The sequence below is a fragment of the Luteitalea sp. genome (assembly GCF_044337415.1).
Classification (GTDB): domain Bacteria; phylum Acidobacteriota; class Vicinamibacteria; order Vicinamibacterales; family Vicinamibacteraceae; genus Luteitalea.
The window spans coordinates 1-14,012 of record NZ_JBIINP010000116.1 but is presented as its reverse complement, the minus strand read 5'-3'; the positions used below and the strand labels follow the sequence as shown (position 1 = coordinate 14,012).

9 protein-coding genes are annotated in these 14,012 nt (G+C 69.5%); 2 read left to right on the top strand and 7 right to left on the bottom strand.

Annotated elements, in window-relative coordinates:
• The 7 genes from ACIRDX_RS15330 to ACIRDX_RS15300 form a co-directional block, all read right to left on the bottom strand.
• Window positions 1-191 (bottom strand): MFS transporter (locus ACIRDX_RS15330; protein ID WP_396626310.1); only part of this gene is annotated, 191 nt, incomplete at its 3' end.
• 78 nt (window positions 192-269) lie between these two features.
• Window positions 270-1,472 carry a lactonase family protein gene (locus ACIRDX_RS15325; protein WP_396626309.1) on the bottom strand — a complete coding sequence of 401 codons (1,203 nt, stop codon included), beginning with the start codon at window positions 1,470-1,472 and terminating at the stop codon, window positions 270-272.
• A gap of 60 nt (window positions 1,473-1,532) precedes the next feature.
• Window positions 1,533-2,000: a hypothetical protein gene (locus ACIRDX_RS15320; protein WP_396626308.1), complete on the bottom strand. Its 468-nt coding sequence runs from the start codon at window positions 1,998-2,000 to the stop codon at window positions 1,533-1,535.
• A 19-nt stretch (window positions 2,001-2,019) separates the two neighbouring features.
• The gene (locus ACIRDX_RS15315) at window positions 2,020-2,637 is read right to left on the bottom strand and encodes a hypothetical protein (RefSeq protein WP_396626307.1); all 618 of its coding nucleotides are present in this window, start codon (window positions 2,635-2,637) and stop codon (window positions 2,020-2,022) included.
• Window positions 2,638-2,676: 39 nt separating this feature from the next.
• Window positions 2,677-4,152: a DUF1501 domain-containing protein gene (locus ACIRDX_RS15310; RefSeq protein WP_396626306.1), complete on the bottom strand. Its 1,476-nt coding sequence runs from the start codon at window positions 4,150-4,152 to the stop codon at window positions 2,677-2,679.
• Complete coding sequence (locus ACIRDX_RS15305) at window positions 4,149-7,370, bottom strand: DUF1553 domain-containing protein (RefSeq protein ID WP_396626305.1); 3,222 nt, start codon at window positions 7,368-7,370, stop codon at window positions 4,149-4,151. The genes ACIRDX_RS15310 and ACIRDX_RS15305 overlap by 4 nt, the downstream gene beginning before the upstream one ends.
• Window positions 7,371-7,414: 44 nt before the next feature.
• Window positions 7,415-8,932, bottom strand: coding sequence for a c-type cytochrome domain-containing protein (locus ACIRDX_RS15300; protein WP_396626304.1), 1,518 nt, complete (start codon window positions 8,930-8,932; stop codon window positions 7,415-7,417).
• A gap of 514 nt (window positions 8,933-9,446) precedes the next feature.
• Between ACIRDX_RS15300 and ACIRDX_RS15295 the strand changes: the two genes are divergently transcribed.
• Both ACIRDX_RS15295 and ACIRDX_RS15290 read left to right on the top strand, forming a co-directional pair.
• Window positions 9,447-10,001 carry a PEP-CTERM sorting domain-containing protein gene (locus ACIRDX_RS15295; protein WP_396626303.1) on the top strand — a complete coding sequence of 185 codons (555 nt, stop codon included), beginning with the start codon at window positions 9,447-9,449 and terminating at the stop codon, window positions 9,999-10,001.
• 144 nt (window positions 10,002-10,145) lie between these two features.
• On the top strand, window positions 10,146-13,910 hold the full coding sequence (locus ACIRDX_RS15290; RefSeq protein WP_396626302.1) for an amidohydrolase family protein: 3,765 nt from the start codon (window positions 10,146-10,148) through the stop codon (window positions 13,908-13,910).
• Window positions 13,911-14,012: the final 102 nt, after the last annotated feature.

The window sequence follows — 14,012 nt, the reverse complement described above, 5'->3', positions numbered from 1 at the left end:
AGCGCGCCCGAGGGAATCTCGAAGAGGGCGTACGACAGCGCGAAGATCCCGACGACCCAGCCCCACTGCGACGGCGACAGACCGAGATCCTTCTGCATCTCGGGACCTGCGACCGCGATGCACACGCGGTCGAGGTACGTGACCATCGACAGGAGGAACAACAGGCCGAGGACGCGATGGCGATAGGGCATGAGGTATGGGAGGACCGTGCGAGGGGTAGGGCCGGGTCTCCGACCCGGCCGCCTTGATGGGGACGCGTGGGGTGCGGGTTACGGGACGGCCGCGAAGACGACGCTCACCGGCGCGCCGAGGGCGATCGACTGTCCCGTCGGCGTGAGTCGGCCGGTCTTCTCGTCGATGCGGAACACGACGAGCGTGTCCGAGCGCTGGTTGCCGGCGAGCAGGAAGCGGCCCGTCGGGTCGATGCCGAAGCCGCGCGGCGTCTTGCCCTGCGTGGGCTCGTGCTGCACGAGCGTGAGCCGGCCGGTGGCCTCGTCGATGGCGAACACCACGAGCGAGTCGTGCCCGCGGTTGGACCCGTACAGGAACTTGCCCGACGGATGCACCTGAATCTCGGCGGTGCTGAAGGCCGCATCGTTGGCCACGCCCGCCGGCAACGTGCCGATCGACTGCACCTCGGTCAGCGCCCCGCTCGCGGCGTCGCGGCGGTAGACGCTCACGGTGAGCGCGAGCTCGTTGATCACGTACAGGTAGGGCGCCCGCGGGTGGAAGGCCATGTGACGCGGGCCTGAGCCTGGCGTCGCTGCCACGGCGGGCGGCGTGGCTGGGGTCAGCGCCGAGGTCTTCGGATCGAGGCGATACGCGAATACCCGGTCGGCGCCGAGGTCGGCCGCGTACACGAACGTGCTGCTCGGGTCGGCCTTGATCGAGTGCGCATACGGCTTGGTCTGCCGCTTCGGGTGCACGCTGCTGCCCTGGTGCGTCACGACGGAGACGGGCTCGCTGAGTCGGCCGTCGGCGCCAATCGCGTACGACGCCACGGTGCCGCCGCCGTAGTTGGCCACAAGCGCAGCCTGCCCGTTCGGGGTCACCGAGACGTGCGCGGGGCCGTTGCCACCGGAGCTCACCTGGTTCAGCGCGGTGAGCGTGCCGGCCTTCGGATCGAGGGCGTACGCACTCACCGATCCCGTCGGCTTGTCGCCGAACGTGCCGGTCTCGCTGATGGCGTAGAGCAGCGGCCGCGACGGATGCAGCGCGAGGAAGCTGGGGTTGGTCGCCGTCGCCACCAGTTCCGGCGTCGACAGCGTGCCCGTGGCGAGGTCGAGGCGCGCGCGGTAGATGCCCTTGCTCGTGCCGTTGGTGTAGGTGCCGATGAAGACGTGCATCTGCGTGGGCGCTCCTGCGCGCCGTTGTGCCGCCGCCGGCAGTGCCGCCGCGACGACGCCGGCGCCAGCCGCAAGGAACGCACGCCGTCCGACGCCCGTCGGCGTGTCAGTCGGTGTCGTGATCATCCGCTGCATCCTCCCCCATGTCGGGCACGACGGCAAGCGCGCACACCGGTTGGCGTACGGTCATGAGCCGTCGGAGGCCAGTGACCAGTCGGCTTTACGGCGGTCGCGGAGACTGGCGAAGTGGGCGAGCGCGCTCTGCAGCCGAATTCGGTTGTAGCGCTGAAGGATGATGGGGTAGCCGTTGATGAGGACGTTGGCAGCGACGAGCGCAGGCCACTGCCCCTTGTCGTGGAAGGTGATTGACCACCAGGAGATGGCGAGCATCGAGAGCGCGCCGAAGATGTGGCGGGCTTCGTAGGAACGGGTGACGCGTTCATGGCGACGAAGCGCTTGATCGAGCCCGCCGTGGGCCCGCTGAATTCGAGTAATGCCTTGCCACCGAGTGACGAGGTCGCCTGACGTAGGAAGATAGCGCTTGAAGCCGCGGACGCCGAGCAGACGGTAGAGCCGACAGTCCCCCGCCTTCTCGAACGATTTGGGGTCGAAGTACCAGAGCCAGAATCTGTCCCAGACGCGAACATCTGACATGGGGGGCCGCCTGAACCCTCTAGAGGGCCGGCCTGCCTGCCGGTCGCGCGAGCCACCGCCAGACGTGCACCACGCCGCGCATCGCGAGGCGGAGCGCCAGTGACAGCGTCGCGAACACCGCCCCGATGATGGTGGGCAGCACCGCCCCGAACGTGAACGTCATGCCGACGACGAACCCGAGCACATGCTCGGCGCGGTACAGGGGCAACTGAACGGCCAGCGCGAACAGGCCGAAGAAGAGCGCCTGCGTCACCCCAGACGCGCCGAGTTCGAACGCCCCGGCCAGCATCGCTCCGTAGACCGCCGCTCCCACGAGTGCCAGCCAGAGGGGCTTCCACGGGGCCCCGCTGCGAACCCGCGCCGCGACGATGACGCCGAGGAGCGGCAGCGTGAACAGCCCGAGCCAGTTCGACAGGGCTGGCATGTCGCGGCGGTTGAGCAGGTGGTGACTCTGCACGCCCCCGGTGAGGGACTCGTAGCCGAGGTGCAACACCGCCAAAGCCACCGTGAACAGGACGATCATGGCGGGCCTGCGTGACGGCTGGATGAGCATGCGCACGGCTCCGGCGACAGTGGCGATGACGTACCAGACGAGCGCGGAGACCTTCAGGTTCTGGCCGGGCGGCCCAGGCGACACCGGCCGGACCGACGCGTGCAGCCCGATGTCAGTCAGTCGTCAGGCGAGCAGGCCCTTCACCACATGGGCGGGCGCCTCGACGCCGACGAGCTTCTGGTCCAGGCCCTGGTGCCGGAAGGTGAAGGCGTCGTGGTCGAGGCCGAAGAGGTTGAGGATGGTCGCGTGCAGGTCGCGCTGGTGCACGGGATCCTTCGTGATGTTGTAGCTGAAGTCGTCGGTCTCGCCGAACACCGTGCCCGCCTTCACGCCACCGCCGGCCATCCACATCGAATAGCAGCGCGGGTGGTGGTCGCGCCCGTAGTTGTCTTCCTTGAGCGTGCCCTGCGAGTAGACAGTGCGCCCGAACTCGCCGCCCCAGATGACGAGCGTGTCTTCGAGCAGGCCTCGCTGCGCGAGGTCCGTGATCAGCCCGAAGGTCCCCTGATCCGTGTCCTTGGCCTGCAGCCGGTGCTGGTGCGGGAGATTGGTGTGCGAGTCCCACCCGCGGTGGTAGATCTGCACGAAGCGGACCCCACGCTCGATCATGCGACGCGCCAGCAGGCAGTTGGCCGCGAAAGTGCCGGGCCTGCGCACATCCTCGCCGTACAGCCCGAGCACCGACTCTGGCTCGCCGCGCACGTCGGTGAGTTCGGGCACGGACGCCTGCATGCGGAACGCCATCTCGTACTGCGCAATCCTGGTGTCGGTGTCGGGATCGCCGATGGTGTCGGCGTGCCGCTCGTTGAGCGCCTGCACGCCATCGAGCATCCGTCGCCGGGTCGCCCGATCGACGCCGTCAGGGTCGCTCAGGTAGAGCACCGGATCGCCCGCCCCCCGCACGGAGATGCCCGAATGCCGCGCCGGGATGAAGCCGCTGCCCCACATCCGCGCCGACAGCGCCTGCACGTTCGACTTGTTGGTGTAGGTCGACGTCATCACGACGAAGGTCGGCAGGTTCTCGTTCAGGCTCCCGAGTCCGTACGAGAGCCACGACCCGAGGCACGGCCGGCCCGGCAGCTGGTTGCCCGAGTTGACGGCGATGGTCGCCGGCTCGTGGTTGATGGCCTCGGTGTGCAGCGACTTCACGAGGGCGATGCGGTCGACGATGCGGGCGGTGTGCGGGAAGAGTTCGCTTACCCACATGCCGCTCTGCCCGTGCCGCGAGAAGTTGAAGAGGCTCGGCGCAATCGGGAACGCCTTCTGCCGCGAGGTCATCGTGGTGAGGCGCTGGTCGCCGCGCACCGATCCCGGCAGGTCCTTGCCGAACATCGCGCGCAGCTTGGGCTTGTAGTCCCAGGTGTCGAGCTGCGACGGCGCACCGGCCGGGAACAGCCAGATGGCGCGCCGCGCCTTGGGCCGGAAGTGCGGCAGGTTCGGGAGGCCGTTGGGCGCCCCGGCGATGAGGCCCGCGCCGCCGAGCATCGACGCGACGGCCACCGAGCCGATGCCGCGTCCGGCCTGGGCCAGCAGTTCGCGCCTGGTCAGCCTGTGGTCCTCGCCGCCGAAGCAGTTGCCGTGTCGTGACGGTGCGGTCACTTGTTGAGTGCCTCGTCGAGGTTGAGAAACAGGCTCGCGACCATCGTCCACGCCGCGAGTTCCTGAGTGGGAATTCGGGGGTCAGGCGCCGAGTCGCCGATCGTGACCAGCGCCTTCGACGTCGCGCCATCGGCCGCGTAGCGCTGGCGGAGATCCCGGACCACGGGCCGGAGGGCATCACGCTCGGCTCCCGCCAGCGGGCGGCTCAGCACGCGCAGCGCCATCGCGTCGAGGCGTGCGCCATCGTCGGCCCCTCGCTCCCTGATGGCGACCTCCGCGAGGCGGCGCGAGGCCTCGACGAACTGCACGTCGTTCAACGTGACCAGGGCCTGGAGCGGCGTGTTGGTCCGCTCGCGATCGACGGCGCACTGCTCGCGCGTCGGCGCGTTGAAGGTCTCCATGGACGGCGGCGGGGCCGCGCGCTTCCAGAAGGTGTAGAGGCTGCGACGATAGTTGGCCTCGCCGCGGTCGGCGACGTAGATCTTCGTGTTGCTCTCCTCCATCGCGACGGTTTCCCAGATCCCCGCCGGCTGGTAGGGCTTCACGCTCGGGCCACCACGCCTGTCGGCAAGCAGGCCCGAGGCGCGCAGCGCGAGATCGCGAATCATCTCGCCGTGCATGCGGAACCGGGGCCCGCGCGAGAGCAGGCGATTGTCGGGATCCTTCTCCTGCTTCTCCTTGCTCGCGACGGCGGACTGCTTGTAGGTCGCCGACGTGACCATCAGCCGGAAGAGCGCCTTGACGTTCCACCCCGACTCGCGGAACTCCACGGCGAGCCAGTCCAGCAGCGGCTGGTTCGTGGGCGTATCGCCCGTGGTGCCGAACTCGCCGGGGGTCGTGACGATCCCCTGGCCGAAGATCTGCGCCCAGAAGCGATTGACGTTCACGCGTGCTGTCAGGGGATGATCCGGGCGCGTCAACCAGCGCGCGAGGCCCAGCCGGTTGGCGGGCGCGCCTCTCGGCATCGGCGGCAGGACCGCCGGGACGGCCGCACCGACACGCTCGCCCTCCTGGTCGTACTGGCCCCTGATGAGGATCCGCGCGAAGGGCGCCTCGCCCGGCTTCTCGGCGGCGATCAGGCTCACCTTCGAGCGGGCCTTCACGCCGTCGAACTCGTCGACGAGGCGCTGCAACGCCTGCTGGTGGTGCACGGCCTCGGGGTCGACGAAGGCGAGATAGTAGTCGCGCAGCGGCAACAGCTGCGCGTCGGTGCGCTCGGCCGGGGGCGTGGCGAGGACCACCTCGAGCGCGGTGCGCCGCGCCAGCACCTGCGCCTCCGGTGTCGTGAGGGCCCGTCGATACAGGCGGAGATCGTGGATGGCCGCCCCGCCCGCCCCTTCTCCGTTGCTGCGCCGGTTCAACCGGAGCGGGGTCTTCGTGCGTATGGATCCGCGGAGCGAATCCACTTCCTCGTAGACCCCCTGGCGCCTGCCGTCGTAGTAGATCCTCACGCCCTTGGCCTGACGCGATCCGTCGTACGTGACCAGGATGTGGTGCCATCCCTCCGACGACACGGCCCCTCGCGCCACGACCTTCAGCGCGTCCTGATTCCAGGAGCCAATCATCTGGACGCCGACGCGGCTGCCCTTCAGCCAGACGTCCCACCCGCGCAGGCCGCTGCCGACGTCCATGCGGGCCAGCAGCGCGCCGTCGACGTTGTCGGGCAGTTGCACCCAGGCGCCGACCGAGAAGGGCTGGTCCGATTCGATGTCGCCGAGCGACCCGAGATTGGCCGTCACGCCCGTCGGCAGGCGAAGCCCCGGACCGTGCGGAGCGTCCACGACCTGCGGCCGGCCGCCGGTGAAGTCGAGCGGCGGCCCCTGGGACACCGTGTTGCGCAACGTGGCCGGGTTGGCCTGGTCGCTCACGAGCCGGAGTTCGAGCCCGGCGTCCGAGACCGTCGGCAGGTCGGCGGCCCCGCGCGCCTGCTGCCAGTCCATGAACGCGGCCTCGGCGGCCTCGAGATGGGCGTCGTATTCCTGCGTCACGCGGTCGATCTCGTGAGGGAGCGCGGCGTCGCGCGCGGCGTCCTCCGGCCGCGGGATGCGCAGGACCGGCGGCGAGTCCATCACGTTGCCGTCCATGGCCGGTTGCGTGGTGTTCCGGAAGAACGCCGCCATGCTGTAGAAGTCCTTCGCGCTGATCGGATCGAACTTGTGATCGTGGCAGCGCGCGCAGCCCATGGTCAGCCCCAGCCACACCTGCGACGTCGTCTCGACGCGATCGGTCGCGTAGTTGGCCAGGTTCTCCTCGGGAATCGTCCCGCCTTCGTTGGTGCTCATGCCCGCCCGGATGAACCCGGTCGCGATCAGCTGATTGGGCGTCGGCCGGGGCAGCAGGTCGCCGGCCACCTGCTCGAGCGTGAACCGGTCGAAGGGCTGGTTGGCGTTGAAGGCGTCGATGACCCAGTCGCGATAGGGCCAGATGCTGCGGTAGTTGTCGAAGTGGTAGCCGTGCGTGTCGGCGTAGCGCACGGCGTCGAGCCAGTAGCGCGCCCGGTGCTCGCCGTAGCTCGGACGCGCGAGCAGGCGGTCGACCAGCGCTTCGTAGGCGCCCGGCGACGAGTCGCGCACGAACGCGTCGACCTCTTCGGGCGTCGGCGGCAAGCCCGTCAGGTCCAGCGAGACACGCCGGATCAGCGTGTGGCGATCGGCCTCCGGGTTGGGCGTGAGGCCCTCGGCCTTCAGCCGGGCCCGCACGAAGCGATCGATGGGATTGGAGCCCGATCCAGGAACATCAGGAAGGGCCGGCCGCACGGGCGGGATGAAGGCCCAGTGGGGCTCGTACGCGGCCCCATCCTTGATCCACCGTTCGAGCAGCGCGATCTCGCGCGGCGCGAGGGTCTTGTGCGTCTCGGGCGGCGGCATCACCGTCTCGGGATCGCTCGACAGGATGCGCCGCATCAGGGGGCTGCGCGCGGGGTCGCCCTTGACGATGACGGGCTGGCCGTTCTTGCGTGGTGCGAAGGCGAACTCGGGCCGATCGAGGCGCAGCTCTGCCTCGCGTGCGCCCGGGTCAGCGCCATGGCAGCGGAAGCAGTGGGCGACCAGGATCGGGCGGATGTCGCGGTTGAACGAGATGGTGCCTGGCAGCGAGGGCGCCGTGGCCGGGGCCGGGGCGGCAGCCGTCTTGCGCCACGTCACGTGCGGCGCCACGGCCGCGACGAGCAGCGCCACCGGCAGCACCGAGGCGAGCAACAGAATCCGCGGGGCTTTCATCCGTCTGCGGAGGATAGTCGTCGCCGACGCGCAGGCGCAAGCCGTCAGCGAGCGACGGACAGGTCCTTCCGCGCCTTGCGGAGGGCGGCGACCCCGCTGTCGGTCACCCGGGTGCCACCGACGTACAGCCGCGTCACGCCCGCCAGCCGCTGGATCGACGGCAGTCCCTCGTCGGAGACCGCGGTGCCGTAGAGACCGAGCGTCCTGAGGTTGGCGAGCGGGGCGAGCGCCGCGACCCCGGCGTCGCCCACGGCCGTCTCGCGCAGGTCGAGATGTTCCAGGTTCGGCATCGCCGCCACGGCCTTCAGGCCGGCGTCAGTGACCGCCGTGCGCGACAGGTCGAGCCACACGAGGTCGCGCCCCACCGCCGACAGCTTCGCCAGGTCCGCATCTCCGAAGGCCGGCCCTGCCACCGCCGCGGTGTACTCGAGTTCGCGCTCCCCGGGCACGATCGTCTTCAGCGCCCCGGGAACGGCGGCCCGCACCGACGCGAGCGTGGCCTCGTACTCGGCGGCCTGTCGACGCTGATGCGCCTCGATCTCCTGGCGTTCCGACTCGGGCAGGATCCGCGCGAAGGCCGCGCGCACCTCGGCGGGCGCCTTCATCGTCCGGAACGTCCCCTTCGCGGGCGCCCCGGCTGCCACCCACCAGGTCAGCACCGCCGACTCGTCGTCTGTCAGCGCCGGACGGCCCTTCGGGGGCATGTGCTTCTTGTCGTCGAGCGGCAGGTGCAGCCGCTTCAGGAGTTCGCTGTCGGCGGCCACGCCGGCAATCACCACTGGCCCGGACACGCCCCCGGCCATCACGGCCGCATGGGTGTCCATCACCAGGTCGCCCTTGCGCTTGCCGGGGTTGTGGCACGCCGTGCAGTGGCGCTCGAGGACGCGCAGGGCGACGCCGTCGAAGACCTCGCGATCGGCGATCGCCGTACGCCGCTCGAGGGTGCGATCACGAGGAATGGGCAGGCCCGCCAGGCGCCGGATGGGGGCAGGCGCGTGCTCGGTGAGGTACTCCTCCCCGTGCGTCAGGCTGCCGCCGGCGTGCGCGGCGACCGCCATGGCGCCGGTCGTGGCCAGGACCACGACGGTCGCGAGGGACCGAAGGGCGGCCTGGTCTGGCCGCGCCTGCGCCAGCGTGTGCAACACCAGGCCGACGAAGGCGCCGATCGCCGTCGCCACGCCGGTCCAGAGGTGCCGGGTGAGCAGCGCATCGTCGTAGCCCCCCTCGTGCGAGAGGAACCACCCCGCGACGGCGGCGGCAAAGCCGCTGAGTGCGGCCAGCCACAGCACCGACTCGAGGACGTTCGGCGGAAAACTCGGCGCCACGCGTTCGAGCCCGGGCAAGCGCGTGGCCTCGAGCAGCAGCGCGAGGATCAGCAAGGCCACCGGCAGGTGCAGCACGGACGGGTGGAAGCGTCCGAGGAACAGCGCGAACTGCGGCAGGGTCGAGCCATCCCCGAGTTGCAGGAACGGCAGGACCGCGAGCACGAGGATGGCGGGAATCGCGACCGCGAGCACGACCAGCGAGTGCGTCCGGGCAGGCGCCTCTGGTGGACTGGACATGTCAAGCCCGCGGACGCAATGGCATGGTGGCGCCGGCCATCATCGCTCCCGACAGCAGCGAAGGCAAGCCGGCGCCGATCTCATCTCCGTCAGCCGAGCAGGAACCGGTAGATCAACGTCCCGACTGCCACTCCAATCGCCAAGCCGAGACTGAACTTCTTCGTCCCCTCGTTCATCCCTGATCTCCTGTGGTCACGCGCCGCGCCGTCGGCGTGGTGCGTCGGCAATCGCCCGAGTCACCGGTGGCTTCCATCATACCGGCCGGGAAGAACGCGCCGCCAGCCAGAACGCCCCTGAGCCGACGCGGCATGTTGGTCCCATTTTTCGGCACCTTTTGTCTCCAAATTGCGGATAACACCTGCCCCACGCTGACGCACGGCCGCGACTTCGCGCACGAAACACGAAAGACTCCTGTGGCACAGGCCTTGCTCAAGTCAGATAACACAAGATCATTTTCTTGAGTCAGGCGAGTTGTGGCCAGCCACGATGGTGGCTGTGGCCCAGGAGAAACCCGATGCGACGACTGTCTCGTGTAACCCTGCTCTCGCTGGCCCTGTTGGGCGTGGCGTCGGCGGCGAACGCTGCCGTCATCAACTTCACCGACGAAGAGGCGGTACTGCCGGTAAGCTGCTGCGGAACCGTGGCCCCGAACTCCTTCAGCGGAGTCACGGTCAACAACGTCTATTGGTATCCCGACCCACGCGACACGTTCGACGGAGAGGGCATTGCGGTTGACACCGATCCGGCCACAATCGTGTTCGATTCCGTAACAACGTTCGTCACGTTCCAGTACTGGGTGATCTACGGCTTTACCGGAACGTATTCGGCCCTCGACTCCCTCAACAACGTCGTCGACACCTTTGTCGTCGGGGCGCCGAACGTCGACGCTCTCGGTACCCACACGTTCAACGGCGCCATCAAGACGCTGCAATTCAGTGGCACCCGAGCGTTCATCCAGGTGTCCGGCGTGGAGTTCGAATCGTCGCCAGTGCCCGAGCCGGCCAGCCTGACGCTGCTGGGATTGGGCCTGGCGGCGGCCGTCCGAACCCGTGCCCGCCGGAAGGCCTAGACCAGCCCCTTGCGTTTGCCCGACAACGGTCCTGACGCCGGGACCGTTGTCGCGTACTCCTGCTCCAGGAACTGCAGGAATGCCCCTGGCGCCATGGCTCGCCGGTGCACCTATAATCGCGCCTCCACGTCCCACCGAGGTCCGATGCACCGATACGCCAGCCACCTGCCCGTCCTGCTCCTCGTCGTCCTCCTGCTACCGCAGGCACCACGCGCACAAACGAGAGCGCAGAACGACAAGGCGGCAGCCGATGCCGTGAAGCAGAAGACGCTCCCGCTGATCGCCGAGCGCCCGATGTCGTTCACGACGTCCGAGGCGACCTGGATGTCGCTCGACGTGTCGCCCGACGGCAAGACCATCGTCTTCGAGCTCCTCGGCGACCTCTACACCCTGCCCATCGCCGGCGGCGAGGCAACGCGGATCACCAGCGGACAGGCCTACGACATGCAGCCGGCCTGGTCGCCCGACGGCACGCACCTGGTGTTCATCAGCGACAGGAACGGGTCGGAGAACATCTGGATCGCCAACGCCGACGGCAGCAAGCCCCGCGCCATCACCACGACCGAGCGCGACAACTACATGTCGCCGACGTGGACGCCCGACGGCGCCTACGTGATCGCCGCCAAGGGCTCGCAGCTCTGGATGTACAACCAGGGCGGCGGCAGCGGCGTGCAGATGACCGGCGCCAACAGCCGCCCCGCCGCCACGCCGGGCCCGGGGCCTGGGGGTGCGGCGACGCCGGCGATCCTCGGACCCGCCTTCGGCAAGGATCCGGACTCGCTCTGGGTCAACGTGCGCGGCACCGTGCGCCCGGGCCTGCCGACGCGCCTGATCGACGACGATGAGTCGAGGGCCGATTTCGATCCGCACACGCTGCGCAGCAATCCACGGGTCATCGGGCAGTACCAGGTCGCGCAGCTCGATCGCAAGTCGGGTCGCCTGCTCGTCCGCACGCACGAACACACGGGCGCCTTCCGCCCGGTGCCGAGTCCAGACGGGCGATGGCTCGTCTACTCCACGCGGCACGACGCACGGCAGGGGCTGAAGCTGCTCGACCTCACGACCGGCGAGGACCGGTGGCTGCGCATGGACGTGCAGCGCGACGACAGCCAGGGCGGCGGCGCGCGCGATCGCGACGTGTACCCGGGCTCGGCCTTCACGCCAGACTCGTCCTCCCTCATCACCAGCTACGACGGCAAGCTCTGGCGCGTCGCCGTGCCGACCGGCGAGGCCGTCGAGATCCCCTTCACCGCGAAGGTCGACCAGCGGATCGGCTCGCTGGTGAAGTTCGACTACCCGATCGACGACGAGAAGCTGCGCGTGTCGCAGATCCGCGGCGCGCGCCCCTCCCCCGACGGCACGCGCGTCGTCTTCACCGCGCTCGATCGGCTGTGGATCGCCGACTTGCCGCAGGGTCGCGGCACCAAGAAGGAGAAGGCTGGGGACGCCGACGGCCCTGGTAGGGACCGCTCTCCGAGCGGTCCGTCGACCACGCCCGAGGGAGCGGCCGCCAACGGGGCCGCCGCGGCAACATCGACCGCGGCGACTGCTCAGGCAGCAGCGCCAGCGGTGGAAGCACCGCCTGTGCCGGTCCCGACGATTCGCAACGCGCGACGCCTGACGACGGGCACCGACGTCGAGCACGGGCCGGTGTGGTCGCCCGACGGGCAGTTCATCGCCTATGTCACCTGGAACGACGAGGACGGCGGTCACATCCGCCGCGTGCGTGCCGACGGCACCGGCCAGCCGGAACGGCTCACGTCGGCCACGGCGTTCTACGACCGGATCGCCTACACGAAGGACGGCTCACGCCTGATCGGCGTGCGCGGCTCGAAGATGCACCGGCTCCGCACCCTCGAGGACTTCGGCAGTCACAGCGGCGCCGCCGAACTCGAGTACGTGTGGTTGCCCGCCAACGGCGGCACCGTGACGCGCATCGCGTGGGCCGGCGGCGGCTCGACGCAGGAGGGCCGTGAGGCACCACACGTCGGCCCCGATCCGGATCGCATCTACGTGTGGACGGGCTCGGACGGCCTCGTGTCGATGCGCTACGACGGCACCGACATCACGACGGTGGTGAAAGTGACGGCGCCCGCGCCACCGCCGCCGGCCGACGCACCGCCGGGGCTGCCGCCGCCGACGCCAGACGAGGTGCTCCTGTCGCCTGACGGGACGCGCGCGCTCGTCCGCGCCAACCGCAACGTCTACATGATCACGGTGCCGCCGGTCACCGGGAACGCGCCGACCGTGTCGGCCGCGTCCTCATCATCGGTGCCTACCTGGCGGCTGACGAAGGTCGGCGGCGACTTCATCGGGTGGACCGCCGACAGCCAGCGCGCGCACTTCTCCATCGGCCGCAGCATCTTCGTGCACGACATTGCGATGCAGGCCGAGGTCGACCTGGCCAACCGCCTGAAGGCCGAGACCGAGGCCGAGCGTGCCGCAGCCCCGCCGGCAGGGGCACCTGCAGCGGCACCTGCAGCGGCAGCCCCCGCGCCGGCCGCGACGCCATCGGCCGACAAGCCCGCCGACGCGAAGCCTGCGGCCGCACCGAAGATCCCGACGCTCGAATACGAGCCCCATCGCGTCGACGTCGAGCTCGTCGTCGACAAGGACAAGCCGACGGGCGTGATCGCGCTGCGCAACGCGCGCCTGATCACGATGAAGGGCGCCGAGGTGATCACGCGCGGCGACATCGTGATCACGGACAACCGCATCACGGCAATCGGCCCGCGAGGCAAGGTGGCGATCCCGGCCGGTGCGGTCGTGCGCGACCTCGCGGGCAAGACGATCATGCCGGGCCTGGTCGACATCCACGCCCATACGTGGGTGGCGTGGGGCGTGCACCGCAACCAGGTGTCGCAGTTCCTCGCGCAGTTGGCATTCGGCGTCACGACGCAGCGCGACCCGCAGACCGCGTCGGAAGATGCGCTGACCTATCAGGACCTGATGGAGGCCGGCCAGCTGATCGGCCCACGCCTGTACTCGACGGGCCCCGGCATCTTCGCGGCCGACAACATCCGCAGCCTCGAGGACGCGCGGGATGCGCTGCGTCGGTACTCGGACCACTACAACACCAAGACGATCAAGCAGTACCTGGTCGGCGACCGCAAGGTGCGGCAGTGGGTGATCATGGCCGCGAAGGAGCTCGGGCTGACGCCGACGACCGAGGGCGGCTCGAACTTCACGATGAACCTCACGCTGATGCAGGACGGCTATGCCGGCCTCGAGCACGCCCTGCCCATCAGCCCGTTCTTCACCGACGTGGTCGGACTCGGTGCAGCCAGCGGCATCACCTACACGCCAACGCTCATCGTCAGCTACGGTGGCCCGATCGGCCGCCAGCACTACCTGACCAACGGCGCCAGCCTCGACGCGGATCCCCGCCTGCGGCGCTTCACGCCCCATGAGGAACTGGACAGCTGGCGCAACACCGACTGGCACCGCGAGGACCAGTACGTGTTCCCGCTGCACGCGAAGCAGCTGACCAAGTGGGTGGCCGGCGGTGGCAAGGTGGGCCTGGGCTCGCACGGCGAAGTACAGGGCATCGGCGTCCACTGGGAGCTCTGGATGATGGCGTCTGGTGGCATGGCGCCGCACGCGGCCCTGCGCGCGGCAACGATCGACAGCGCCGACGCCATCGGCTTCGGGAAGGAACTCGGGTCGCTCGAGGTGGGCAAGCTCGCCGACCTGCTCGTGCTCGACGCCAACCCGCTCGACGACATCAAGAACACGTCGCGGCTTGCCGAGGTGATGAAGAACGGGCGTCTCTACGAGGCGGCGACGCTGAACGAGACGTATCCGCGACAGAAGGCACTCGGCCCGCAGTGGTGGTGGGCACTCGAGCCGCCCGCGCCGGCATCGACGGCAGCCCCCGCCCCGGCAGCGGCGAAGCCCCGGGGCAAGTAGCGTCAGTGTCGGACGTGGACGGGGTCACGCAGGTGGGCCAACAGGCTGGACGAACGTTCGTCGTATCGCTCGCCTGCCTGGCCGGCGTGGCGCTGATGGCCA

What these genes read in the sequence shown, in the direction of transcription:
- ACIRDX_RS15325 (WP_396626309.1), bottom strand. Translation starts at nt 1,472, where the DNA reads ATGATCACGACACCGACTGACACGCCGACGGGCGTCGGACGGCGTGCG.
- ACIRDX_RS15305 (WP_396626305.1), bottom strand. Translation starts at nt 7,370, where the DNA reads ATGAAAGCCCCGCGGATTCTGTTGCTCGCCTCGGTGCTGCCGGTGGCG.
- ACIRDX_RS15300 (WP_396626304.1), bottom strand. Translation starts at nt 8,932, where the DNA reads ATGTCCAGTCCACCAGAGGCGCCTGCCCGGACGCACTCGCTGGTCGTG.
- ACIRDX_RS15290 (WP_396626302.1), top strand. Translation starts at nt 10,146, where the DNA reads ATGCACCGATACGCCAGCCACCTGCCCGTCCTGCTCCTCGTCGTCCTC.
- ACIRDX_RS15320 (WP_396626308.1), bottom strand. Translation starts at nt 2,000, where the DNA reads ATGTCAGATGTTCGCGTCTGGGACAGATTCTGGCTCTGGTACTTCGAC.
- ACIRDX_RS15295 (WP_396626303.1), top strand. Translation starts at nt 9,447, where the DNA reads ATGCGACGACTGTCTCGTGTAACCCTGCTCTCGCTGGCCCTGTTGGGC.